Raw genomic sequence first — 22,847 nt, 5'->3', positions numbered from 1 at the left:
TCTCAACCTTTTTATCTCAGCGAATAAACCATAGCTATGAGCATTTCGATGTATCGGGTACTGAAATAGCGGTTTTAAGGTATACGAAATAAAACGTCATTTTTTCCGTTTTACTGGCCTTGTGTATACCCTTCCCTCTATGGCAGCTAACCTCCTATATCCACCAGGATCATCTCCGTCTCCAGAGGTCCTAACTTCCTTCGTCCTGCCTGCCCATAACCAGGGTGTCAGCTATGCTCCTTTGCGAGGTCATGCCCCATGGATAATATTCCTGCCGACTACTGGCTCATTCTTTGTTTTTATGATTACTGACTCGCTTCCTGTTACAGCACTGTGACCAGTGGACGTTATCTGTTACATTCTATTTGATTCAGTGACTGCCCACACGACAGCCTCCACTATAGTTACTTGTCTTTCTTATGCAGCCTGTAGATAAACTGCCGGTCTCTTGATGTCACCAACCATCTTTTTCGGATCATAATCCACTCCTTTGGTCAGCATGACATAAAAGACACGTATCAGCTTGGCTGCAACCGCCATAAGTGACTGCATTTTCTTCAATGGATTCAGTCTTCTGGTTGTGTAATAAGTATGGAGTTCCCTGAACTCCGGGTTCTTCGCCACAAGCGACATTGCAACCTCAAAGAGCAGATATCTGAGCCTCTTTCGACCTCGTCTGCTTATTGTTGTCCTTCCATTGTGCTTTCCAGAACTATTCTCAACCAACGCCAGTCCTGCGAGCTTCTGCAGTTCCTTTGGATTGTTGAAGCGGCTGATATCACCTACCTCTGCAAGGAAACCAGACACCGTCTTGATTCCCACTCCTTTGATCTCCAACAACTTTTCAGCCATCGGGATCTGATTTACCAACTCTGCGATCAGAGTCATAACTTCCTGAAGACGTATATTTCTGGATTCATAATCTTCCAGAAGCATTCGGATCTCCATTCTTGCAGATACTGCCCCTTCTTTGCTTCCAACGCTGTGCTCTGCAGCTTCGATCAGGGTCTTCGCCCTCGCCTTTCCAACTGCCCTCATCTTTGCATCCCGCCAGATCTGGTTCACCCCTTCAATACCCAACGTCAGGATATCTTCCGGGAGTGGCGCCTGCTTAAGGATCAGCATTCCGCTTTTGGCATCCGGCTTCCCGTATACCGTCTTATATTCAGGAAAATATATATTGAACCAACGACTGATCCTGTTTTGGATTCTTGTAAGTTCCGCCTGTAACTGGAATCTTATGTTTGATGCTGTTCTGAGATCAGCATAAACACCATCCGGCAGGTACGGGATCATGTAGCGTCCCTCTCTAACTAACCCTGCAATGACTTTTGGATCCTTACGATCATTTTTAGTTGGATTATTGTCGTCGAGTTCTTTCGATTTCTTGACATGATGGGGATTCACAAGAACCGGTTTCATCTCATTATCCTGAAGAAATTTCCCCAGATTAAACCAGTAGTGACCGGTTGGTTCCATGCCCGGAACCACCTTATCCTTCTCATGTTTTTCTTTGAGGTCCAAGATCCATTCCTTAAATGTCACAAATCCAGCCTCTGTGTTACTAAACTTAAATGGTTTCTTCGAATACTCGATTCCTCTGTAATCAAAAGCTCTGGCATAGTGCGTTTCGCTTCCGACATCAATTCCGAGTACTAAAGTTTTTTCTGTAATAGCTTCAATTTTTGCATTCTGTGTGTTAGACTTCATTGTAGATACCTCTCTGTTCAATAAGATTTTTACTAACCGCCAAGTCAGTAGTCTTATTGTACTCTGAGGTATTTTCAATTTTCAACATCCACATTTTTTATTATACAGGAAGCTCCTTCTTCACATTTGGTAGTTACATTATACCTCATATCTTGACGCTTTACCATTAAATATTACAGTATATTTCGCAATACTACTTTATCATACTTTATCCTACTTTTCAATATTAAGTATGACTTGATGATATATTATCAGAGAGGTAGGTGATTGAATGAAACCATTGAAAAATAAAGTGAGTATTACCCTTGATGAAGACGTCATTGAACGAATAAAACAACTGGCAGAGAGTGATGATAGGTCATTCAGTCAGTATATAAATATGGTATTGAAGGAACATTTGAATAGTATTGATAAAAAATCCAATGACTAGAAACCAAAAAGGACACCATTACTTACATTCACATAAGCAATGATGTCCTCTTTATTTTCCAAGTTCTTCTTCCATAATATTTCTAATTGCTTTAATATCCGTAAAAGTCAATTTTATTCCCCGATTATACATAGCCAATACTTCATTCAGATTTTCCACAAGTACCTTATCCAGCTTTTTATGTATTGTTACAGGCTGTTCCTGAATCGTATGAATATGGTCAAAATATTTTTCAATAACAGGAAATGCATTTTGTATCAAAAAAGCATTTTCTTTTCCTGCAAATAAACCAATCACAATCGTATTGCATTTACCATATCTCTTCTTTTTCTTTTCAATAATACCTTTATACTTCTCGGCTTGTGAACTTATTGGTATCATCCAATACAATTTAGGATTCTTTCTATCCTGAATCGCATAATAATGAGGACGATAGTTTCCCCGTTCCTTATTACTCATCAAATATTTATCCTGAACCAAATCAAAAAATTCGTCCTTGATATGATAAGAATATCCCTGCTGTATCTCCATAAATAACCTTTCCTATGTGATAAAATTCCCCACCAGTTACCTGATGGGGAACATTTACGAACTATACTATTTTTATCCCACCTGTATAGCAAGTGGCTTCATTTACGAACTGAATTATTTATACCCCGCACCATCAGCAAGCGGCAAACATTTACTTCTATCCTTAGTATATACAGTTTCTCTGAATTTAGCAACCTGTTTTTCAAGTTCAGAAATATTTTTTTACTATATCATGGCTCATCATTTGTCGTAACTTAGTCGTAAAATACAAATTCAAGCCTATTAAATCGCTTGAAAACGTCCTGTTTTCGGCATTTTATTTGTCTAATGACTTCATTGTCGGGAAGACCAGAACCAGCCTTCCTAATTATACAAGCATAGCGTAAATAATTCCTCTGTAGTCAATTATCTGCATATTATATTGTCAACTCTTCAATAATGCATATAGCCGCCTACAACTGCATCTATCACATCAAAAAAGATGTCAAAGTGATGTCATTTTCCATATTCTGGTGTCAAAGCAAAACTATACTATAGAAATATGATAATTTAATCATTCATTTTCGGTTACCATTACAATATAGCATAACACCATCAAAACTGCAACCTAGCTCACACATATTAAAATACATCTAGTTTTTCTGATAACCGAACCATCGACTCCTTCTTGGCTTCTTCCGTAGCATCAGCATAAATATCCAGTGTTGTCTGAATGTTCTTATGCCCCATAATCTCCTGAATCACTTTCACATTTGGCTCCTGCTCACACAATCTTGTGCAAAATGTATGCCGCATATGGTGACAGGTAAAATGAGGAATCAGTATCGGTTCTCTCTTTTCTTTCTTCGCTTTAATAATCTCCTCAGCATTGTATGCATCTGATACCCGCTTGATCGCCTTATTGATTCCCTGCGGATTATGAACAGCTCCATAACGATTTCGAAAGATAAATCCACTCATTCCGTCAATCGTCATTTCATTACTGCCTTCAATCTTCTGGTATCGCTTTTCATCCTGCAATGCCTCATAGACTGCATCCAACATAGGTACATTCCGAATCCCCGCCTCCGTCTTAGGCTTAGATACAGAATACGAACATCTGAAATCATCTTTTGCATCGGCTCTGTACGAAACACTATGGTTAATATTGATCGTACGTTCTGCAAAGTCAACATCTTCCCAACGCAAGCCGATAATCTCACCAACTCTGCATCCGGTTCCCAGCAACACCGTAAATAATGGAGCCCATCTATAATAGACTTCACTATGCTGCGTGTAATCAATAAACGCTTTCTGCTGTGGTATTGTTAAAGCTTTTCTTTTATTTGCACCTGTAGTGCTTTTCTTTTTAATCTCAGCCATACAGCCATCTGCCGGATTGATACGAATAATACTGTCACGGACTGCCAGTTTGAAGATCGGATGAATAAGGGTATGAATCTTGTCCACTGTTCCAACCTGCAATTTATAGTTTTGCATCAAACGCTCATAAAAAAACATAACATCTGAATACTTCACCTCTGCCACCAGCTTTTTCCCGAATGTATCTCTCACATAGCGATCATACATATACACATAACTGGTATATGTAGATGGTCTCAGCTCTGATTTCATCGAAAGATACCTGTCGAAAACATAATTTACTGTAGCTTTTCCCGCAGTATAAATATCCAATCCATCTAATTGATCCTTTTGAAGCTGTTGCTCTCGTGATCGCTGCTTCATCAGATCATTCGCATAAATATAACGTCTCTTACCAAATGGATCTGTATATGCGTATGAATATCGACCATCCTTTCTCTGACATTCCCCTTGTTTAAGGACTCTGCCTCTGCTATCCTTCCGTCCTGCCATAGCATCCACTTCCTTCCTATCCACATAAAAATAGGAAAGAATCTTAAATACAAATATCCTGCTTGCTCCCAGATTTGTATCCAATGATTGAAAAATCAATTTTGTTATTCAATCTAACTACAGTATACAATATCGAACATATGTTTGCAAGCATTTTCTGACATTTGCATAAAAAAATCTTTCCTATCAATTCTATATCCATTCCTTCCGTCAATCGGTAATCCGGAATGACTCCAGATATTCATCTAAAATATCACAATTCACTAAAACCACTTGATTGATCTTATAAGTTGCCTGTGCGTCCTTTGCCAGATCCATAAACTTTCTTTCACTCATACTATAGAGTTCTGCACCTTCACGGTATCTGACAAAACGCTTTTTTATCTTTGCAGGCTTTGCTCCCTCTCTGTTATTCTTCACTGCCATACGCTTCCTCCTTAATACCTAGTTGAATGCAGATTGCCGCATCAATCGCATTCATTACTTCCTTATTACAGATATATCCGATCTTGCTCTTTACCAGTCTGCGGTCGATCGGTACGATCTGCTCGACCATTACCACAGATTTCTTCATTGGATACCCTTTGATATCCTCCGCTAAGATCTCCACATGTACCGGATTATACTTCTTATCTGTTCTGGTCGAACATGGACAAACATTTAAGATTCTGCTTTTCGGATTACTGACAACCACACAAGGTCTGACACCGGATTGTCTGGAATCACATTCGTTTGGATGCTGTCCCAGATCCGCATAGATCACATTACCTCTCATAATGTTCATAAATCGCTCCTTTCTGCTGCTCCCTCGCACCGGGAGCAGCTATCCCTCTATTTCCTTGTCATCTCTTACTGTATTGGCAACTCCAGCAAACCTTCATCTACGGAATATACCTTGCCACCTGCTGCCGCAATCCGACCTACTTTCATATACAGATCATACACGCCACAGGAAATATACCGTGAATTTGCAATGACAACTGCCTGCAGTTCATCGACCTCAATCTGTCTCGCCAATTCCACAAAATGCTTCTGCATCTCACATCTGGAAAGTCCTGCCCGATGATACGACTTCACTATTTTCAAACCATTGCCCTTGCAGTAATCCTTAATATACCGAAACTGCTTCTCCTCTTTGTCCTGAATCTCCTTTTCCGGAACATCTACAGATAAATAAACAGCACACATCAACTTCTTATTCTTCTTACTCATAGCTTGTACCTCCTTACGCTGTAGCCGGATAATTTGCCATCATTATTAAAAACACCGCCGTAAAATATTGTCTCTGTGGTTCCGGCAATTCCTGCAATTTGGCATCAATCGAATTGTCCTTATGATCAGAACTCTCCCCTAAGATACTGTTTGCATCGACATGGAGAACCTCCATCAAGGAAATCAACAGATCCAATGAAATCTTGCGACTTCCTAATTCTACCTGCTTGATATGTGATTCCGACTTGCCAAGTTCATCACTGAACTCACCCAATCCATATCCTGCCTCAATACGCAGATTGCGAATCCTCTGTCCTACCACTAATCCATCATACTGAAACATGATCTTCACACCCCTTCCACATAGTCCATAAGCTGTAAATGAAATGCCAATCCGTTGCAGATTTTCTGCTGCAAGCGTTCATCGTAAACATGCCCCATCTTATGTTTGATCTGCCGTCTGTCGATTGCCTGACAATGCTCCAGCATACACATTCCTGATGTATTCAGCTCATTGTTGCAGTCCTCCCGGTCAATGAAAACATGATACTTACTGTCAAGTCCTTTCAAGCTTCTTGTCATAGGTGCAACGGTAAGAATCGGGGAACTCTCATTATATTCTGTCCCGCTCAATACGATTGCCGGTCTGGACTTTCTAAGCAGGCAATCACCACTGATCTCACCAAAGTCCACAAATACAATATCCATCCATTGATATGTTCTCTCCTGCATCGCCGCTGTAACAGCATCGTCATAACCATAGGTAAATCCAAATCTTCTACTATCATTCGTCATTGTCTGTTTCCTCCTGATTCTATCTGCCATCATGTAATATAGTTCTGTATCACACGACTAAATCTTCTTGTATCACTTGCAAGTGGTTGTCCCTTACGGACAATTCAAGTATATCAATGCAGATGTTGAATAAAGAGAACCCAGAGAGTAAATTACTGGTACTGATAGGAAAATTTGCGCAAAAAAATAGGCAGCCCTCTCGAACTGCCTACATGCCAATAGAATGTAACACAACTGATGACTTTATCTCATCATAAATCTTTATAATCATTGTTAGCTCTCTTATATCTACTTACAACAACTCCCAGGCAAACCGGAAGTTGAAAGTTCCTATAAATTACAAATCATAATATATTCTTCATCATTTTCATCAACGATTTCAAATCCTACCTTCCTATACATACGGACAGCATAATTCATCTTTTGAACAGCTAATGATGCTTGTTTATATCCTTCTAGTTTTAATTCCATTAGCATCTGTTTCATTAATTCTGTTCCGATACCATAGTTTCTATACTCTTTAAGAAGTGAAATCGCAAAAGACGGTGTTTCATTATCTATATGACCGTAATCATTCATAATCCGAACCCATACAGCACCAACAATCTCATCCGCAACTTGAGCAACCAAACATAAGTCTCCCTTGTTCTCACCAAAGTCCTTTACATATACCTGCAAATCTGGTTTGTTAATGATATCTTTGGACGGTGCTGGAACACCTTCAGGAATAAAAATTGCCTCGTATAAAAAAGTATCTAATATCTTATTTTCATCTCGTTTTAATTCTCTTATTGAATAATTCATATAAACCTCCGATTTATTTTTATTTATAAATCAGTTGTCATTCCACACATAATGATTCCTCCGTTAAATATCGAATTGTGCAAAAGCCCAAGGGACTTTAATGTCCCTTATGCTTTTCTCTTTTCTTTTGCTGTTTCAACTCAAACATTCGCTGTTCTTTAGCCTCTTTTTTCTTGCGGCTTCTCTCTTTACGCTCCTGATTGTTCTGTTCCTGTTGTAATTTTAATGCCTGCTGCGATTTTGTGCCGATGCCTGTTTCCATCGTCTGCTTTTTTGCTTCTCGTTGCATACGCTTTGGATTTCTTTTTATATCCTTTACAACAGTTTCAACAGCCGGACTGAATTTCAAACTAAAATAGTATTTTTGAATATATTCCTGCACTTCGTAATCCTTTGGTTCTGCACCAAATGTTACCTTCGCCACAAATAGTTTACCATCTTCAATACGTTCAAATACACCTACCCAAAATGGTTCTTCAAAATATACCGTCAGTTTTCCACTTGCTTTGTCCATAAGAATCCCTCCTAAAATGAATTGAACAAAGAATGGACAACCCGGAGGGGCAGATTACTTACCCTATTTGCATAGGACGGCTGGGCTACCTACCAGCTCTAGTACATTTTTAATGTACATTGCGTTTTTATCTTTGTATTTATAATCAAGCCATATGGCACGATTAACTTATTCGGTCAATTCCGATTTTCTTAATTCAACAAACTTGAATTGAGATTTCACCTGTTTTAAGAGATTTAATAACTGTTATATTTTGTTATTAAATTCTCCACAAGCCCTTGAAAACACTGGATTTATCGCAGGTGAGCTTTTCCTTATTGTTTCCCTTGTGTTATATCGTCCCATCAGTGTTTACGAACTCTGATAAGTGCAAATACAAGGGCAAGAAAAATCTATAAAACAGTATAACACAAAATAAAAGTGACATGGTGAACTGATTGAAATGCTTCTGATTTTTGTATCTGATAATTGATTGAATGATAAGGAGAGATAAGATACGATGAGAACAATATTTGCAGAATACAATCCACAGCGCAATAGTATTGATGTTTACAGCTCTGCTGGCTATATGCTCCGCATTGATTGCTGGGAAGCTGAAAAGAATTTATAAATACTTTAAATAATTATATAGATTGGTATAATGAAAAAAGAATAAAAAAAACATTAGGATACATGAGTCCTATGGAGTACAGACGTAGACTTGGATTGGCTGTTTAGCCTGTCCAAGAAAATGTCCGCACCCTCCGGTGTGAAATTTTTTCTGTAAATTCAGATCTTCTATGATAATTGATGCGGCTTAACAGCAGTTTTCTGTTGTTAAGCCGTTGCTTATTTAATATTGTTTGGGATACTCCCTCCATAACAGTCACAGCAATTTTATACTTTACTTCGATTTCAATCTTTTCTGGTGGATTGACTAAAAGCCTGTCAATATCATTTTCCTCAACACCAGCCATTTTTGCTATCGTTAGCTTGGATATGCCATAATAGGAAACAAGCACTTCCAACTAATGCATTGATTTGATATTTTCCTTTTACCGAACCCTCTTATGCCTTAATATCAAAACTTGATCTATCAGGTGCAGAAATACTCACAGATTCTGCTACAAGGCTCTGTGTCATACTTTTTACATCATTACCAGTTACGGATAAGGTATAATCACCCGTTTCTTTTCCTTCTGCCGATTTTTCTGCACGTTTCTTTGCAGCTTTTTCTTCCTCTGCTTTTTTAGCAGCTCTTTTCTCTTTTACTTTTTCCTCTTTTTCTCTGTTCTCTTTTGCTTTTCGTTCAGCATTCTCTTTCGCTATTTTCCCATCTGGATCATTTGTACCAGATATTGCCACCGAAATATTTCCGTTTTCATCAATCTTATAACTCAGATTTGTCAAAGTGCCCAAACATCCATTCACCGCACTTTTTGCACAATCTGGAATGGCTGCTAAGTTTTCCTCCAGATACTTTGCTTTTTCCGGATCATTCATACACTTCTGTAAAAATGCACTTGAAACGGATACTGTTGTCGGAACCCCTTGCATTGAAGTCGTTCCCGTATTCATATAATGGTATTTTCCTTGCAAGTATTTTGAATAATCATTTACATTGCTATACCCCGTCTTAATCTGCTCTGTTTTTGTCACACCGGGACGTGATGTTTTTAATTCAACTGTACTTGTTGTCACGTTGCCGTCTTTTGTATTTGTACTATCCTTTTCACTATCTGTTTTTTTAACAGTATTCTTGTAATTTGAAGCATAATACGATGTGCAACTGCTGTTATTGATACCTGTAATTGCCATAATCCTACCTCCCTGTTATTGAAACTTAAAATAATTTCTATTATATTGAACGACTTGGATATTTAATTTCCGTTGATGTAAATTCATCTTCTGCCGAAACATTGATATGCCCACTGCTGTCAATAGCATACTCTTTACCATAAACGGAAAACGTATCTCCTTCTTTATACCCGATTTCTATCCAGTTTATATCATTTAACTGTTTTATCTTGGCGTCAACATTTATGGTCTTTCCTGATTCCTGCAATAAATAAGTGTGTTTTCCTGCTCCCGTATCTATAGAAAAGAATCCCGGAGAAATCCCGACTTTCTCACAGACTGACAGTACTTCCTCATTACTGTAGAGATAACCCCACACACTCTTTCCCTGTGCCAGATCAGATAAAATATTACTTGCTTTGCGCATTTCCCACTTATAATTTGTCCCTTTTTGATTTGTATTCTCTGCAAGCAACGATTCCGAGGCTGCCCAGCCTATCCTTCCATTGTTGACCGTCCATGTATATTTACCGCCACTTGATGTTGTCCATGAATAATAACTTTTATTACTTAATACCAAAGAATTATTTGCAGCACAAATGCCTGACATGGTGCTTGTATTCATTTTCGGTACTGCATAATTAGGTACTACCTGTCTGCTCCCATTAAGGTCAAAGGAAATAACCCCGTACTCCTTAAAATCAGAATTATATCCACAGGAAACATTCTCCCCAAAATTGATTGCATCCAAAATAGCACTTGAATTATTATAGTTTGCAAAATAATAAGCCAATTCACTGTTAGAAATATTCGCATTTTTATCTATCAGTGCAGCTATTGATTGCTTTGAAAAGCCTCGTGCAGCATCAGAAATACTTAAACTGTCCTGTTTTTTATTATTTCCTGCTCCAAGCAACATCTGTATTGCTTTTTGGTGTATTCCTGCCTCTGCCTGTTTTGAATATGTCAATAGCTGGTTTACTGTGTTTACATCTGTCACTGTCTTCATAATTATTCTCCAAACCCTTTTTCAACATTAAACGCCAAACATATGCTGCAATTTGTCCAGCATATTATTTACTCTGCCTTCAACAGCTTCTGGCTGATTCCTTAATTCATACCTGCTTCCATAGTAATCATTTAAACGGTCTTTCATCTCATTACAAAATAATTTTTGATCTGTTTTACCATTTAAAAACTGATTGCAGATACCACTTATCTCTTTCTTCTCATTTGTATAAAAAGCTGTCTCATCTGAGATTATTTCTGACTTGTACTTATAAGATTCTGTTTTGCTTCCAATTCCAACAACCATGTAATCTGGTGTCATTTTCTCCATGATAGAATTACGTGCCGAATCATTAAAATGAACATATTCGTCAATAATGTCTGAAAAACCTGCTTGTAATTGCTCTGGAACATACATTTCATTTACTTTTCTTAGCCCCGCTTCACTTGCACTTAACAAAAATACAGATTCATAGGAAGTTCCTCTATATCCCTCCTGAGCATTCAAAAAATCTACATCTGCTGTCATTGCATTAATCTTCTCTTTTAAATCTTTCATTTCATCTTCTGTCAAATATTCAGAAGCATTTTCGTCCAGCCATTTTTCAAAAACCTCTGACTGATTTTCCGAACAGCCTTCAAACGCACTTTGTTCTCCAGAAATGGAAGTTGCTTTCAAATCTAATTTGAATAAATTTTCACATTTATATTCTGCTGGTATCTCTCTTATTGCTCCATTAATAGATGAAAAATGCATTGTATGAAAATCCGATACCTTATTACGAGCAGTCTCAACTAACTTTCTTGCTGAATCACTGATTTTCACATCATCCTCCGAAATAATATTCTGAGGAACAGTTGTTTTCTTCTCAACCTTATTTTTTATCATCTCTGGATTATTAATATACCTATTTCCTTGAACTTTCATAGCAACCTCCCTAAGTTAGTCCACACTTTCTATACTTCTTTATCTATCTTGCTCGATGTCAAAGAAGAATCCGTCTTAGAGTACGTACCATTATTTGTATAGGTTGCACTCGCCCGGTTTGCAGCATTCGATATACCAGTTGCTTTCTGCGATATTTTGCTTACAAAAGAATTATATCCTGTAAAGACCGTTTTCAGCGAACTGATATCTGCCTGCTTTAAAGCATCCTCATCTAATTCCAACTTGTTTCCTTTTCCTATGGTAATACCTATTTTGGCAAGCATATTACTGTTTTTGTCTGTCATTCCAGTCATCCATGAAGCATTTCGCAATACATCCTTTGTATTAGATTCTCCGGCTTCCTTAACTACATCATTATAATCTTCAACAAAAGATTTTACTGCCTTGGTGATTTTATCCCAGTCATAATCCTCTACCTCAATCTCTTCCCCCGTTTTTTCATCTTTCTTTTTTATTTTCTTTTTTCCCCAAAGAGAAGAGTCATTCAAAGCATCTGCTGATTTTTTCAGAGAATCTGCACTTGTTTTCATCAAGGTAAGTTTTTGTGAAGTATCACCTTTTCCCGATAATTTTTCAGCATCCTGTTTTGCATAATATGCTTTCATAAGTTTTCCATAGCTTCCATTTTTGATTGCAGCATAATCAGAAAGCATATTTGTATTGCCTACTGATGAACTATCTGACGTTCCACTAAACAACGCTGAAAAATCTACATTGCTGTTATATTTACTTGTATAATCACTAAAACTTTTGATTTCTGACATAACACCAGCCTCCTTTTCAAACTATAAACGTATATCGATCGGTGTATATACTACCGACTGTCCACTTTCTGATGCTGGATTTTTTATTGTTTCTGCTGTTTCTGTTTTAACATCTGCATTCTCTGATGCATCTGTTGCCGTATCTGCATTTTCCTGTGTATTCTCTGCTTTCTGCGTTTGATTCTTCTTTGTTTCTGCTGCATCTGTACGGTTGTCTGCCTTTGCTGCTTCTTCCATCGATTTATTTGCATCTGAAAGTGAAGACATCTGTGATGCTGTTGCAGACTGCGCTTTTGCCTGCAAATCTGCCAGTTCTTCTTCTTTCTTTTCGGTATTGCCTTTTCCAGCATCCTGCTTGATTTCAGACTCAAGCACACCGGCTCTTCCTTCCATCTGTGTTGCCATACTACCCTGCACTTTTGCTTGCTTCATAGATGAATCTGCGGAAATCATTGCCCGCATACCTGCCTGTGACAAGCCTGTTCCTTTCTTTGCAGATGTGTTTTTTGTACCAGCCACCATATCATCCATAGATGATTTTTTACTCTGCTGTTCCTTTCTCTGTTCAATCTGGTGCTGTCTTAACTGTTGATTGAGATTTGTAATTTCCTGTTGTATCTCCTGACGTTTCTTCATCTTATCCTCTAATGACAGTTCTTCATTTGATGATAAGTCCTGCAATTTCTGCTGTGCATTTGCAATCTGATTCTGAATATTTTTACTCACAGAATCATTCGCCTGTGCCATTCCCATTGCTCCTATCTGCGTATTCGTTCCGTTAAATCCATTAATTTTCATCATTTCGTTGTCCTCCTTGAGCTAATACTCTGAAATCCGTTTCCTGAAAATCTGTATAACATGATTTCTCTTTATTTTTTCTTTCGGCATATCTTTCTTCACAATAAACCGTGATGTTGTGAACCGCCCTTTTTTCGTTGTGAAGCAGTCTGAAAATGCTTTTCAGACTGTCGCAGTGCTCCTCAAATATTGTTACAAGCAACATATTTTCATCGCTACCTTCGCAAAAAAAGCACTACATATTTCTGTAATTTCTGTAATTTACAAAATACATAGTGCCAATTTATTTCTTTATTCTACCTGCATCATAATGCTAAGGATTACTTCCTCATTTCCCTGCTCCAAAGATATATCTCCCATATACATTCTGGCAACCCGGCGAATGTTATTCAAACCCATTCCATGTTCCCTCCCAGATTTTGTTGTTTCTGGCAAATCGCTATCACCAAAATTAAGCTGACCCCCAAAACTGTTTTTTATGGTTATCATAAAGATACTGTTTTTCCGAAAAGAAGAAATACTGATATACGGATCATCTCCACTTACATTTTCCATACAGTTATTCAAGGCATTATTCATGATCACACTCAGATCAAATGCATTTAACTTCGTATTCTGCGGATAATGAAAATCCGACAGAAACCGAATCTGCCTTTCTTTTGCTTCTCTCAGCTTTTCCATCAAAATGACATCAATTACCGGACTTCCTGTCTTTATTTCCGGAGATACCTCGTCCCATTCATTTTTCAGATGTTCCAAGTATTCTGTAGCATCATCCATATTATTATGTGCCACGAGATGTTCCAGTGTCTGTATATGATTTCCCATATCATGGCGCATGGAGCGGATATCCCGATACAACTTTTCGACTTCCCCGATATGCTTTTTCATGTCACTGATCTGATTTAATACCAGCTCTTGTCCCCGCTGTTCTTCCTGCATCTCTTTCCAGTTTTGGAACATTACAATCACAACAAGAATAGCGACTATGGAAATCAGATAGTGTAAAAAGCTTAAAGCTCCATAAAATCCATATGTATCAATCAAGTTCTTTCCAGTATCTCTTTCGTATATCATGAGATAATATTGTAAAATGCCATACCCAGTGACGCCTACAAGCGAAGGTATAATAAGCATTACCATCTCTTTGACGCTCATTTCATCTTTTTTGTATATATACGCTTTATTGATCAGTCCTATTGCAACCGCAATAAAAGCAATACAAAGTACAATATCCAAAACTCTGGTTCCAACATATAGTCCGTACTGCAACCACACTTTTTCTGCACTCATATTCCGAAATACAAGTGCTTTTGTAACAAGATCATCAAGTCTGGCTGCCATTGCAACCGTTAACCATCGGATCGAAAAGAACGTAATTGCAAGAAATATTTTCTGATATATATTTCTTCTGTCCTCTACATACATCACAAGAAACGCTGCTATAACTCCAATCAGATATGCGGAAAAATTATCAATCTGTGGCGGAATCATATATAAAACAAGCATAATCGTAATATAAACAATACTGACTGCCACAGCCCCTTTTTTCTTTTTTATATAGGGACAAACAAATTTTCCAAAATAGATTCCTGTAATCATAAGGAGTGCAATAACAGAAATTTTCGATGTAACCATCCAGCATTTTTCTACCAAACTCATCCGATTTCTTTTCCTTTCCTCTGATTATATTTCAAATATTGTTTTACAAACTCAGAATAATTCTGTTTTGCAATCAATGCAGTTCCATTTTCCATCGTCACACAATTTGCATCATATTTCTGAACATATTTGAAATGTACGAGGTAGGCTCTGTGTGTACGAAAAAAATCTGCTCCCGCAATTTCACTCAGTTCCTGCAATTTTCCATAATATTCAATATTCGTATCCCGTGTATGGATAATGACTTTTCGATTATATACCTCAGCATACACAATATCCTTCAAAATCACTTTCATATGGCTTCCTCCGGACTGCACCATCATGTATTTTTCATCCAATTGATTTTCAGAATATTCTTTAATGCTTCTGACTGCACGTTTCACAACTTCCTCAAATTTTTCATCTGAAAACGGTTTCACCAGATAATGAAATGCTGAAACATCAAATGCCTGAAAAACATACTCCTCCACAGCAGTTACAAATATCAATACCATTCTTTCATTTTTCTGACGCAGAATCCTTGCCGTTTCCATTCCATCCATTCCTGGCATCTGAATATCCAAAAATAGAATATCCGGCTCACAACCACTTGCAATCAATTCATCACCAGATAAATATTTTTCTATTACTGCATCCGGTAATAATTTTTTTATTTTTTCTTCTAATATCAATCCTATAGATTTTTCATCATCACAGATTGCTATTTGCATCTTGTCACTTCCTTACTTACATACAATTATATTTATTATATCGGAAAAAGTCTTTTAATAGCTAGCCGCCATGTTGTGAACCGACCTTTTTTTGTTGTGAAATAGAATATCACATATAACGCGTTATTTGCTTCCTGTTAATACGCGAAAGCACTGTATCTCAAACTCATTGAAATACCATGCTTCCCCGCATTTTCTATATCGTCCTATTGATATTATTACTTTACTATGCGACATACCTCTGGGCGTGACTGTATCTATCAAAAAAGAAGCCAGCAGTTTATTCACACACTACTGCCTTCCTATACTACTCATTTTATTTACTTCGCTGCGTCTCAGACAAGTTTTTCATTTTAAACACAACCTCTGTTTTCCCGACAACCTTTTACATACCACCTGATTCCAACATATACCAGTTGCACGAATAATAAGAAAAATAGCAGATTGATTGGCAATGCTGTCTTTATCCAATTCCCAAAGTAGATAGCTGTTGCCATGCTTATAAGTATTACCATTATGGTAATCATGTCCCAACAGTATTTCTTATATAGACCTACAATCTTTATTCCGATGAATGCCAAAAATATTCCCGCACCCACCAGACAGCCACCGCAAATCAATATTCTTATCAGCCAATATACAATTCCGGCAACGACAGGATTGGATATTCCATTACTAATCTGTGCCATGTTCTTTGCTGCTGGTATAATCCCCCCTGCAATGGTTTGTACAAAAGTGGCGATTGTATCAAAGAATACCATACAATCAGAAATGAATACCTTTGACCGTATCATCTGGAAAAGAGTAGTCGATACAGAATACCATATCAGCAGAAACATCAATGCTTCATACATGACTGTTTTTGTTTTATATCTGCCTGCCAGTTTTTCTCTCTGCGTATCATACCTTTCCTTAGCTTTTAGATAAGCTGTCTGATTACAATTCTGACACTTTTGATAGAGTACCGGCTTTTCAACCGGTATCTCTACTTTTTTCTGATGGGAGAGTGCATAGTCCCGTTCCTGTTCTGCCTGCCTTAGCTTATCTCGACATTCCTCTATCATGTCCTTTGCGGTAAGCGTTTTCTCTTTCTCGCTCTGCAACAATTCTTTTGTTTTCCTCAAGTCGTTCTTTAAGGCTTGAATGTTCCCTGCTCTGTTCTCGCTGTTTAACCTCTCGTTCAAGGTCAGCGATTCGTCGAGCTGCACTTTCAGTTCCCGGATAGTCCGGTCTTTCTGGTCGAGTTCTTCCTGCATCTGCTCCGTCAGCAGAAGTAACTCTTCCAGTTGATCGTCGCTCTTTGAGTTTCTTAATTCGTTCATCAATCAACCTTCCTTTCTCTAGTTGCTGTTCAAGTTCAGTAATTCGCTGTTCTGTTTCTGCAATAGCCGGTTCTCGCTGTTTAATTTCTGTGCCAATTCCTGCCATTGCTGATTTTCGTCTGTGAGTTTCTGTATCTGGTCTGTCTTTTCTTCCAGAAGCATCAACAGTTCTTCTGTATCTGGTAAGATTTGTAGCAGCTCTGACAATTCTTTCTCTAATTGCTGCAATCGTTCTTCCTGCTCCTGAAAGCACATCAGCTTCTCGTCCTTTTCCTGTATCTCCTGAAGCATCTCTGCCATGATATTCTGCTGTTCCTCTATCTGTGTAATCATTGCTTCCATCATGGGAATTACTTCTTTGCTTTCTTCTAATGTCATTCAACCACTCCTTCCATATTGACAATGCACCGGATACCTTACCAAAGGTTGCAATTACCTTTTGCAGCAGTGCATTTTGTTTTTTAATCATCTGGTTTTCCTCTACCTTCCATGAACCTTTCCTTATCTGTCCGGTGAGATATTTTTCCTCAATCTTTCTTGCATCCGCACCCTCATGAATCGTAGGGACTTTTAATTTGCCCTGTCTTTCATAAGAGCGGTGGTCAATCTGATTGTCTATGGATAAATGCCGGTTACACATCCTAGCCCATTCGCTTCGCCATAACTCACAATTCTTTGGATTATTCCAGCCGGTAGCATCGGTCAGAACCCGTTTCCATTGTTTTCGGTTTCTTGCCCCGACTTTCTGTACTCCGTTTTCATCAAGTACCGGAATGCGGATTCCATGCCGATCAGGATTTTTCTTATCCTGCCACCAGTCCGGGTGGGATTCATCAACCACGATATTTCCGTCAGTATCTCTGACAAAATCCCAGTCCTTGACTTCTTTGCTGCCCCATGAATGATCCAGATTGAATGGTCGCATGGTTACAAGTAAATGCACATGTGGGTTTCCATCGCCCTTATCGTGTATGCTCCAGTCGACACACATTCCCTTATCCACGAAAGTCTTTTGAATATATTCGGTTGTATAATCAATCTGTTCCTGTCTGCTCCATTCTTTCGGCAGGGAAAATTCAAATGAGCGTCCAAGCTGTGCATCTGCATTTTTTTCTATCTTCAATACCTCATTCCATAGACGCTGTTTCTGAAATGTGATTTTAAACTTTTCCAGTGCGGCATCTTTATCATCCGCTCTTTTATAACGGATAGACTGTTGAAACCTTTTTATATTTTCTTCCGGTACATGCAGCCATTCAGGAGGTGCATTTTCGCACATCATCAGACTGGTGTAGACGACTTCCTTTTTGGAAGTATAGTAACTGATTCTGCCTGTTTCCTCATTCTTCATCACATCTCCATTAAGATATGCCGATGCGGATATGACAGATTTTCCTTTACTGCGCCCGACAATCTTTACTGTAAAGTGAAATATCGCCATGATATAATTCCCCCTTTCTGCCGTATCCGGCATTGATTTCCGACAGCATCTTCTTCTGGTTTGGCAGAAGTGAAGCTGTCGGAACGCCCTCTGCGCAAGAGTGCCCCCTGCGGCATGAGCAGGTCTGGCTGAAAGCCCCGCCGACGGAACGAGCCCGGCAAGCGTAAGCGCAGACCGGTTGCCACTTGTGGCAAACTTATAAGGACGACCTCTGGTTGTCCATAAGTGCGCCCTTCATTCAAAGGCAATGAAGGGAATGGAAAAACCACTCCCTCCGCCATTACACTTCCTCCATATCTGTAAGTGGCTCTTTCTGCATCGCCTTTGAGAAAAACTTTCCGTTTGTTTCCTGCCTTTTTAAGAAGCCTATCAACTTTGGTAAATCTTCCTCCTCAATCGGACAGCCAAGAACCGATTCCACTGCGCCACCAATCTGACAGAGCCTGTGGGTTCGTTTTTTACTTTCCTCTGCTTTCTTTCGCTTTTCCAGTTCCTTCCGCTGTGCAATGAGCTTTTTTGTAGCTTCAATGCTTTCCTGTTCCTTTTTCTCTAATGCACGTATTCTTTCTTCATAAGTCTTTGTTGATTTCGCCATATCGTCTTCATCCTTTCTTTTTCCGATAAACAACAGTTCCCGGTTGCATATCAGGAGAAGCACATGGTATAATCCTCTTGCGTGTAGGTATATCATGGCTTCGGTCTGATAGAACCTTTGGCGGTTTCTTAGGAAGCCGCCTTTTTAAGTTGCCACATTTCTTGTGACAGCTTTTACATTTCCTTTATCCCTCAGATCTCGCCCCTCGTTGGCTTCCATGAACTTTTCCAGAATGTCAGTTTTAATAAGGACTTTTCTTCCGACTTTTAATACCGGAAGTTTCTTCCATTCAACCAGCTTTCTCAAAGTGTTTCTGCCAATTCCTGTATAGTCGGCTGCTTCCTCGATGGATAATGCAATCTTTCTTTCCGTCATCTTGTCACCTCCTTATGAATTGCATTATGCAATTTTTGTTGTGCTGTTAGTATAGCGGTTTTATATTGTGTTGTCAAGCGTTATGAAATTTTAAAAATAATTATTATATTGCATATTGCAATTATGTGAGGTACATGCTATAATTCATACATACCGAAAAAGGAGGCAATCAGCATGAAAGATAAAGAACTACGCAAGCTGATAGGCAGCAGGGCAAAACAGCGTCGTCTGGAATTAAATCTGACACAGCCTTATGTTGCAGAGAAGATGGGAGTTACCGCTTCCACAATCCTGCGATATGAGAATGGTTCGATTGACAATACCAAAAAGATGGTGCTGGAAGGTCTTTCGGAAGCACTTCATGTATCTATTGAATGGCTCAGAGGGGAAACCGATGAATACGAAACCGATATTACGGATAAGAAAGAATTACAGATTCGTGATGCAATGGGCGATATTCTCAAACAGTTACCTCTCGACCTTAGTAAAAAGGAAGATGCTTTTTCCAAAGATTTACTGCTGTTGATGTTAAAGCAATATAACCTGTTTCTGGAATCATTCCAGTTTGCCTGCAAGAATTACAAGGGCAACACGAATGAAGCTGATATTGCAAAAGTAATGGGGTTTGAATCGAATGATGAATATAACGAGATTATGTTTCTCCGGGAGATCACCCACACTGTTAATGCCTTTAACGACATGGCAGATATCGTAAGGCTTTATTCCAAGAAACCGGAAATGGCAGAACAAAGGCTTGAAAATCTTTTATCAGAAGTTTTGTATGAGGATTCCGATTCGGTATAGAACGACAACCGGAGTTATGATATACTTACACGCAAGAAGCATTTCATCAGTTCCGATTGTCTGATATCGAAAGGAGACACACGATTATGGCAAAAGGATCTGTAAGAAAAAAAGGAAAGAAATGGTACTACCGCTTCTATGTAGAAGATGCAAGCGGCAATCTGGTTCAGAAAGAATACGCTGGAACAGAAAGTAAAAGTGAAACGGAAAAACTGCTCCGTCAGGCAATGGACGATTACGAAAGCAAGAAATTCATTGCAAAGTCGGAAAATATTACAATTGGAGAATTACTTGATATATGGGCAGAGGAAGAATTAAAGACCGGTACGCTCAGTAATGGGACAGTCCAGAATTACCTCGGTGCCATTACCAACATCAAGAAGCATCCAATTTCAGAGAGAAAGTTGAAAAATGTAACATCTGAGCATTTACAAGCCTTCTTCAATCTGCTTTCCTTTGGTGGCACTTATCCAGATGGTTCAGAAAGAAAAGGTTATAGCAAAGATTACATTCGTTCTTTCTCGGCAGTATTACAGCAGTCATTCCGATTTGCAGTATCACCAAAGCAATATATCACTTTCAATCCGATGCAGTATATTAAGCTGAAATACCAGACGGATGAGGTTGACCTGTTTTCCGATGATGACATGGATGGCGATATACAGCCAATTCCACGAGAGGATTATGAAAGACTGATTGAATTTCTACAGAATTACAATCCACCGGCAATACTTCCAATCCAGATAGCTTATTATGCAGGACTTCGTATCGGTGAAGCCTGTGGTCTGGCATGGCAGGATGTGAATCTTGAAGAACAGTGCCTTACAATCAGACGCAGTATCCGATATGATGGTTCAAGGCACAAGAATATCATCGGACCAACCAAACGAAAAAAGGTAAGGATTGTTGATTTTGGAGATACACTGGCAGAGATTCTTCGCAATGCCCGAAAGGAACAACTTAAAAACCGAATGCAGTACGGAGAACTTTACCATAAAAACTACTACAGAGAAGTAAAAGACAAAAACAGAGTTTACTATGAGTTCTATCATCTGGACGGAACAGAGAATGTTCCTGAAGATTATAAGGAAATATCCTTTGTCTGCTTAAGACCGGATGGAAGTTTGGAACTGCCAAGCACGTTAGGAATTGTTTGCAGGAAGATTGCTCAGAAACTGGATGGATTTGAAGGATTTCATTTTCACCAGTTGCGACACACCTACACAAGCAACCTTCTGGCAAATGGAGCAGCACCAAAGGATGTGCAGGAACTGTTAGGGCACTCAGATGTCAGTACCACCATGAATGTCTATGCACACTCTACAAGAAAAGCCAAGCGGGAATCTGCAAGGTTACTTGATAAAGTGGCAGGCAATGACTAAATAAAACTTTCCCTTATTTCCCTTACGATTATCTCATAAGGGCAAAAATAAGGGAAAATACATATTGTTTCGCTAATGCACAGGCTGGAAAGCCTGTAAAATAGGGAAAGTTAGAAATATATTTCGGCAAACTGGAATTTACCGTTTGCAATATTTGTCCCATTCTTCCATAAGAAAGTCAAAGATATCATTCAATCTCTCGATTATATTTTCATTTACTGGAATTGTTTTATCAAGAAATTGCATACCTCTTTCCCCCATGAAATCCACACAATAAATCAAGCAGTAGAATATAAACGCTTTGTACTCTATCGTGTTTGGACGAATCTCGTCTAATAGATAATCAATATATTTAGTATCCAAATCCATATTGAGTAATGAAACCCTTGTCAATGCAACAAAGGTAAGCATATCACCAAATCCCATCCAATCAATATCTATTATCCCAGATACATTACCCTCATAAATCAATAAGTTTTTTGTACTGATATCATCCAAATACGGTGCTATCGGAACCTTATCCAAATATTCCTGTATTTCTTGTTGTAATTTCTTTATGATATATATTTTGTTAAAGTCAAAATAGTTCTTTCTTTTTATTCTCTTTTCAGCACGATTCAGCATTTTGTCAACAAAGCAGTTCCATGTCCATTCCATATCCGCATGGATATCAAGCCTTGAAACCTTTCGCTGTATCTTAACTACTTCCTTGGCAATTTGCTTTTTCTCGCTATCATTCAATTTACAATAGACATTACCAATATCATCTCCACGGATATAAGAGAGAATCAGATAGGAATAGTCTTTGTATTTTCCCTCTGACAAGACAATCGGTATCGGTATTTCACATACAGACAACCTATTAAGCCAATAAACAGTATCTTTATAGGCATTTTCATCTTTACTGCATCTGAGAACAAACTTTTCGTTTGCAGTGGAGACAATAAAAACATAGTTCGCAATACCAACACTGCAGCGTTCTATTTGAACAACACTTCTTTTTGTGTTGTTTTCAAATATTGCGATCGCATCTTTGTAATCCATTGAGCATTTTTCCTCCCCTCTATAGACTGACGAAAAAATTCCGATTTGTATCTGACCACATCTCCGTCACACATCATATTATATCAGACATCATAACCTTTTCAATCACCAACTTGCATGACGAAATGGAAAAATCATATTTTCTCCCGCCTACAAACTCTTATATTTCTGCACTAATGCCCCCAATTCTTCCAATAATGCATCAGATGATGCCACAGTTTTGTCCCCCTTCAGTATGTAATCCGTACTCACTCCATAAATTTCACTAAACATCAACAGCGAGTCAATCGACATTCCCTTTGCTCCTCGCTCTATCCTACTGATCGTTCCCGGCTCAAGTCCAACTGCTTCCGCTACCTGCTCCTGC

28 protein-coding genes and 2 pseudogenes are annotated in these 22,847 nt (G+C 38.5%); 5 read left to right on the top strand and 25 right to left on the bottom strand.

All coding sequences use genetic code 11. The features are described from left to right. Positions 1 to 417 precede the first annotated feature (417 nt). Positions 418 to 1,710 carry an IS110 family transposase gene (locus DXB73_RS12580; RefSeq protein WP_118691374.1) on the bottom strand — a complete coding sequence of 431 codons (1,293 nt, stop codon included), beginning with the start codon at positions 1,708 to 1,710 and terminating at the stop codon, positions 418 to 420. 271 nt (positions 1,711 to 1,981) lie between these two features. Here DXB73_RS12580 and DXB73_RS12575 point away from each other — a divergent pair, with 271 nt between their 5' ends. Continuing rightward, complete coding sequence (locus DXB73_RS12575; protein ID WP_118691373.1) at positions 1,982 to 2,140, top strand: DUF6364 family protein; 159 nt, start codon at positions 1,982 to 1,984, stop codon at positions 2,138 to 2,140. Positions 2,141 to 2,191: 51 nt separating this feature from the next. On the opposite strand, the gene DXB73_RS12570 is transcribed toward DXB73_RS12575, so the two are convergent. From DXB73_RS12570 to DXB73_RS12530, 9 genes are all read right to left on the bottom strand, one after another. Then, complete coding sequence (locus tag DXB73_RS12570; protein WP_118691372.1) at positions 2,192 to 2,671, bottom strand: hypothetical protein; 480 nt, start codon at positions 2,669 to 2,671, stop codon at positions 2,192 to 2,194. Positions 2,672 to 3,292: 621 nt separating this feature from the next. Further along, positions 3,293 to 4,525, bottom strand: a complete 1,233-nt coding sequence (locus DXB73_RS12565; RefSeq protein WP_118691371.1) for a site-specific integrase — start codon at positions 4,523 to 4,525, stop codon at positions 3,293 to 3,295. 210 nt (positions 4,526 to 4,735) lie between these two features. Next, complete coding sequence (locus DXB73_RS12560) at positions 4,736 to 4,951, bottom strand: DUF6462 family protein (protein WP_118558951.1); 216 nt, start codon at positions 4,949 to 4,951, stop codon at positions 4,736 to 4,738. Continuing rightward, a complete protein-coding gene (locus tag DXB73_RS12555) occupies positions 4,935 to 5,309 on the bottom strand; it encodes a type II toxin-antitoxin system PemK/MazF family toxin (protein WP_118691370.1) in 375 nt (124 codons plus the stop codon). The genes DXB73_RS12560 and DXB73_RS12555 overlap by 17 nt, the downstream gene beginning before the upstream one ends. A gap of 65 nt (positions 5,310 to 5,374) precedes the next feature. Continuing rightward, entirely contained in the window at positions 5,375 to 5,737 is a 363-nt protein-coding gene (locus DXB73_RS12550) for a hypothetical protein (protein WP_118691369.1), read from the bottom strand. 13 nt (positions 5,738 to 5,750) lie between these two features. Further along, the gene (locus DXB73_RS12545) at positions 5,751 to 6,080 is read right to left on the bottom strand and encodes a helix-turn-helix transcriptional regulator (RefSeq protein WP_118691368.1); all 330 of its coding nucleotides are present in this window, start codon (positions 6,078 to 6,080) and stop codon (positions 5,751 to 5,753) included. A gap of 5 nt (positions 6,081 to 6,085) precedes the next feature. Next, on the bottom strand, positions 6,086 to 6,532 hold the full coding sequence (locus tag DXB73_RS12540; protein WP_182448338.1) for a type II toxin-antitoxin system PemK/MazF family toxin: 447 nt from the start codon (positions 6,530 to 6,532) through the stop codon (positions 6,086 to 6,088). Between the two features lie 330 nt (positions 6,533 to 6,862). After that, on the bottom strand, positions 6,863 to 7,336 hold the full coding sequence (locus tag DXB73_RS12535) for an N-acetyltransferase (RefSeq protein ID WP_118691366.1): 474 nt from the start codon (positions 7,334 to 7,336) through the stop codon (positions 6,863 to 6,865). 97 nt (positions 7,337 to 7,433) lie between these two features. Then, on the bottom strand, positions 7,434 to 7,850 hold the full coding sequence (locus tag DXB73_RS12530; RefSeq protein ID WP_118676437.1) for a YjdF family protein: 417 nt from the start codon (positions 7,848 to 7,850) through the stop codon (positions 7,434 to 7,436). Between the two features lie 499 nt (positions 7,851 to 8,349). On the opposite strand from DXB73_RS12530, the pseudogene DXB73_RS12525 reads away from it, so the two are divergent. Together DXB73_RS12525 and DXB73_RS12520 are read left to right on the top strand one after the other, a co-directional pair. Beyond that, positions 8,350 to 8,457: pseudogene (locus DXB73_RS12525) on the top strand (toxin-antitoxin system protein); the annotation flags it as partial. Continuing rightward, positions 8,451 to 8,567, top strand: a pseudogene (locus DXB73_RS12520) (IS3 family transposase); the annotation flags it as partial. The pseudogenes DXB73_RS12525 and DXB73_RS12520, both read left to right, overlap by 7 nt. On the opposite strand, the gene DXB73_RS12515 reads toward DXB73_RS12520, so the two are convergent. From DXB73_RS12515 to DXB73_RS12455, 13 genes are all read right to left on the bottom strand, one after another. Beyond that, positions 8,564 to 8,851 carry an HTH domain-containing protein gene (locus DXB73_RS12515; RefSeq protein WP_347559549.1) on the bottom strand — a complete coding sequence of 96 codons (288 nt, stop codon included), beginning with the start codon at positions 8,849 to 8,851 and terminating at the stop codon, positions 8,564 to 8,566. The pseudogene DXB73_RS12520 and the gene DXB73_RS12515 sit on opposite strands and share 4 nt — an antisense overlap. Positions 8,852 to 8,897: 46 nt before the next feature. After that, positions 8,898 to 9,647, bottom strand: a complete 750-nt coding sequence (locus tag DXB73_RS12510) for a DUF6033 family protein (RefSeq protein WP_118691364.1) — start codon at positions 9,645 to 9,647, stop codon at positions 8,898 to 8,900. A 40-nt stretch (positions 9,648 to 9,687) separates the two neighbouring features. Continuing rightward, positions 9,688 to 10,635 carry a hypothetical protein gene (locus tag DXB73_RS12505; RefSeq protein WP_118282262.1) on the bottom strand — a complete coding sequence of 316 codons (948 nt, stop codon included), beginning with the start codon at positions 10,633 to 10,635 and terminating at the stop codon, positions 9,688 to 9,690. Between the two features lie 27 nt (positions 10,636 to 10,662). Continuing rightward, positions 10,663 to 11,562: a hypothetical protein gene (locus DXB73_RS12500; protein WP_118691363.1), complete on the bottom strand. Its 900-nt coding sequence runs from the start codon at positions 11,560 to 11,562 to the stop codon at positions 10,663 to 10,665. A 29-nt stretch (positions 11,563 to 11,591) separates the two neighbouring features. Continuing rightward, a complete protein-coding gene (gene fliD / locus DXB73_RS14975; protein ID WP_243104129.1) occupies positions 11,592 to 12,347 on the bottom strand; it encodes a flagellar filament capping protein FliD in 756 nt (251 codons plus the stop codon). A 21-nt stretch (positions 12,348 to 12,368) separates the two neighbouring features. Further along, positions 12,369 to 13,148, bottom strand: a complete 780-nt coding sequence (locus DXB73_RS12490; protein WP_118691362.1) for a FlxA-like family protein — start codon at positions 13,146 to 13,148, stop codon at positions 12,369 to 12,371. A gap of 288 nt (positions 13,149 to 13,436) precedes the next feature. Continuing rightward, the gene (locus DXB73_RS12485) at positions 13,437 to 14,807 is read right to left on the bottom strand and encodes a GHKL domain-containing protein (protein ID WP_118691361.1); all 1,371 of its coding nucleotides are present in this window, start codon (positions 14,805 to 14,807) and stop codon (positions 13,437 to 13,439) included. After that, complete coding sequence (locus DXB73_RS12480) at positions 14,804 to 15,517, bottom strand: LytTR family DNA-binding domain-containing protein (protein WP_118691360.1); 714 nt, start codon at positions 15,515 to 15,517, stop codon at positions 14,804 to 14,806. Before DXB73_RS12480 ends, DXB73_RS12485 begins: the two co-directional genes overlap by 4 nt. A gap of 353 nt (positions 15,518 to 15,870) precedes the next feature. Continuing rightward, positions 15,871 to 16,581 carry a DUF6040 family protein gene (locus DXB73_RS12475; protein WP_118691359.1) on the bottom strand — a complete coding sequence of 237 codons (711 nt, stop codon included), beginning with the start codon at positions 16,579 to 16,581 and terminating at the stop codon, positions 15,871 to 15,873. Further along, positions 16,559 to 18,280: a MobA/MobL family protein gene (locus tag DXB73_RS12470; RefSeq protein WP_118691358.1), complete on the bottom strand. Its 1,722-nt coding sequence runs from the start codon at positions 18,278 to 18,280 to the stop codon at positions 16,559 to 16,561. Before DXB73_RS12470 ends, DXB73_RS12475 begins: the two co-directional genes overlap by 23 nt. Next, entirely contained in the window at positions 18,256 to 18,561 is a 306-nt protein-coding gene (locus tag DXB73_RS12465) for a hypothetical protein (protein ID WP_117483110.1), read from the bottom strand. Before DXB73_RS12465 ends, DXB73_RS12470 begins: the two co-directional genes overlap by 25 nt. Next, complete coding sequence (locus tag DXB73_RS12460; RefSeq protein ID WP_014080633.1) at positions 18,561 to 18,875, bottom strand: hypothetical protein; 315 nt, start codon at positions 18,873 to 18,875, stop codon at positions 18,561 to 18,563. The genes DXB73_RS12465 and DXB73_RS12460 overlap by 1 nt, the downstream gene beginning before the upstream one ends. A gap of 144 nt (positions 18,876 to 19,019) precedes the next feature. Beyond that, complete coding sequence (locus DXB73_RS12455) at positions 19,020 to 19,250, bottom strand: helix-turn-helix domain-containing protein (protein ID WP_003505382.1); 231 nt, start codon at positions 19,248 to 19,250, stop codon at positions 19,020 to 19,022. A 174-nt stretch (positions 19,251 to 19,424) separates the two neighbouring features. Here DXB73_RS12455 and DXB73_RS12450 point away from each other — a divergent pair, with 174 nt between their 5' ends. After that, the gene (locus DXB73_RS12450; protein WP_003505395.1) at positions 19,425 to 20,054 is read left to right on the top strand and encodes a helix-turn-helix transcriptional regulator; all 630 of its coding nucleotides are present in this window, start codon (positions 19,425 to 19,427) and stop codon (positions 20,052 to 20,054) included. 86 nt (positions 20,055 to 20,140) lie between these two features. Beyond that, positions 20,141 to 21,436 (top strand): tyrosine-type recombinase/integrase, encoded by a 1,296-nt coding sequence (locus DXB73_RS12445; protein WP_055182527.1) that lies wholly within the window; start codon positions 20,141 to 20,143, stop codon positions 21,434 to 21,436. 138 nt (positions 21,437 to 21,574) lie between these two features. Here DXB73_RS12445 and DXB73_RS12440 read toward each other — a convergent pair whose 3' ends face one another. After that, the gene (locus tag DXB73_RS12440; RefSeq protein WP_118691357.1) at positions 21,575 to 22,480 is read right to left on the bottom strand and encodes a phosphotransferase; all 906 of its coding nucleotides are present in this window, start codon (positions 22,478 to 22,480) and stop codon (positions 21,575 to 21,577) included. A 150-nt stretch (positions 22,481 to 22,630) separates the two neighbouring features. Then, positions 22,631 to 22,847 (bottom strand): helix-turn-helix transcriptional regulator (locus tag DXB73_RS12435; RefSeq protein ID WP_207665874.1); only part of this gene is annotated, 217 nt, incomplete at its 5' end.

It is taken from the genome of Clostridium sp. OM05-6BH (assembly GCF_003481635.1).
Classification (GTDB): domain Bacteria; phylum Bacillota; class Clostridia; order Lachnospirales; family Lachnospiraceae; genus Butyribacter.
This window is presented reverse-complemented; position numbering and strand designations above follow the sequence as displayed.

Coding starts and splice junctions, on each gene's coding strand:
- DXB73_RS12580 (WP_118691374.1), bottom strand. CDS start 1,710: ATGAAGTCTAACACACAGAATGCAAAAATTGAAGCTATTACAGAAAAA.
- DXB73_RS12575 (WP_118691373.1), top strand. CDS start 1,982: ATGAAACCATTGAAAAATAAAGTGAGTATTACCCTTGATGAAGACGTC.
- DXB73_RS12570 (WP_118691372.1), bottom strand. CDS start 2,671: ATGGAGATACAGCAGGGATATTCTTATCATATCAAGGACGAATTTTTT.
- DXB73_RS12565 (WP_118691371.1), bottom strand. CDS start 4,525: ATGGCAGGACGGAAGGATAGCAGAGGCAGAGTCCTTAAACAAGGGGAA.
- DXB73_RS12560 (WP_118558951.1), bottom strand. CDS start 4,951: ATGGCAGTGAAGAATAACAGAGAGGGAGCAAAGCCTGCAAAGATAAAA.
- DXB73_RS12555 (WP_118691370.1), bottom strand. CDS start 5,309: ATGAACATTATGAGAGGTAATGTGATCTATGCGGATCTGGGACAGCAT.
- DXB73_RS12550 (WP_118691369.1), bottom strand. CDS start 5,737: ATGAGTAAGAAGAATAAGAAGTTGATGTGTGCTGTTTATTTATCTGTA.
- DXB73_RS12545 (WP_118691368.1), bottom strand. CDS start 6,080: ATGTTTCAGTATGATGGATTAGTGGTAGGACAGAGGATTCGCAATCTG.
- DXB73_RS12540 (WP_182448338.1), bottom strand. CDS start 6,532: ATGACGAATGATAGTAGAAGATTTGGATTTACCTATGGTTATGACGAT.
- DXB73_RS12535 (WP_118691366.1), bottom strand. CDS start 7,336: ATGAATTATTCAATAAGAGAATTAAAACGAGATGAAAATAAGATATTA.
- DXB73_RS12530 (WP_118676437.1), bottom strand. CDS start 7,850: ATGGACAAAGCAAGTGGAAAACTGACGGTATATTTTGAAGAACCATTT.
- DXB73_RS12510 (WP_118691364.1), bottom strand. CDS start 9,647: ATGGCAATTACAGGTATCAATAACAGCAGTTGCACATCGTATTATGCT.
- DXB73_RS12505 (WP_118282262.1), bottom strand. CDS start 10,635: ATGAAGACAGTGACAGATGTAAACACAGTAAACCAGCTATTGACATAT.
- DXB73_RS12500 (WP_118691363.1), bottom strand. CDS start 11,562: ATGAAAGTTCAAGGAAATAGGTATATTAATAATCCAGAGATGATAAAA.
- fliD (WP_243104129.1), bottom strand. CDS start 12,347: ATGTCAGAAATCAAAAGTTTTAGTGATTATACAAGTAAATATAACAGC.
- DXB73_RS12490 (WP_118691362.1), bottom strand. CDS start 13,148: ATGATGAAAATTAATGGATTTAACGGAACGAATACGCAGATAGGAGCA.
- DXB73_RS12485 (WP_118691361.1), bottom strand. CDS start 14,807: ATGAGTTTGGTAGAAAAATGCTGGATGGTTACATCGAAAATTTCTGTT.
- DXB73_RS12480 (WP_118691360.1), bottom strand. CDS start 15,517: ATGCAAATAGCAATCTGTGATGATGAAAAATCTATAGGATTGATATTA.
- DXB73_RS12475 (WP_118691359.1), bottom strand. CDS start 16,581: ATGATAGAGGAATGTCGAGATAAGCTAAGGCAGGCAGAACAGGAACGG.
- DXB73_RS12470 (WP_118691358.1), bottom strand. CDS start 18,280: ATGGCGATATTTCACTTTACAGTAAAGATTGTCGGGCGCAGTAAAGGA.
- DXB73_RS12465 (WP_117483110.1), bottom strand. CDS start 18,561: ATGGCGGAGGGAGTGGTTTTTCCATTCCCTTCATTGCCTTTGAATGAA.
- DXB73_RS12460 (WP_014080633.1), bottom strand. CDS start 18,875: ATGGCGAAATCAACAAAGACTTATGAAGAAAGAATACGTGCATTAGAG.
- DXB73_RS12455 (WP_003505382.1), bottom strand. CDS start 19,250: ATGACGGAAAGAAAGATTGCATTATCCATCGAGGAAGCAGCCGACTAT.
- DXB73_RS12450 (WP_003505395.1), top strand. CDS start 19,425: ATGAAAGATAAAGAACTACGCAAGCTGATAGGCAGCAGGGCAAAACAG.
- DXB73_RS12445 (WP_055182527.1), top strand. CDS start 20,141: ATGGCAAAAGGATCTGTAAGAAAAAAAGGAAAGAAATGGTACTACCGC.
- DXB73_RS12440 (WP_118691357.1), bottom strand. CDS start 22,480: ATGGATTACAAAGATGCGATCGCAATATTTGAAAACAACACAAAAAGA.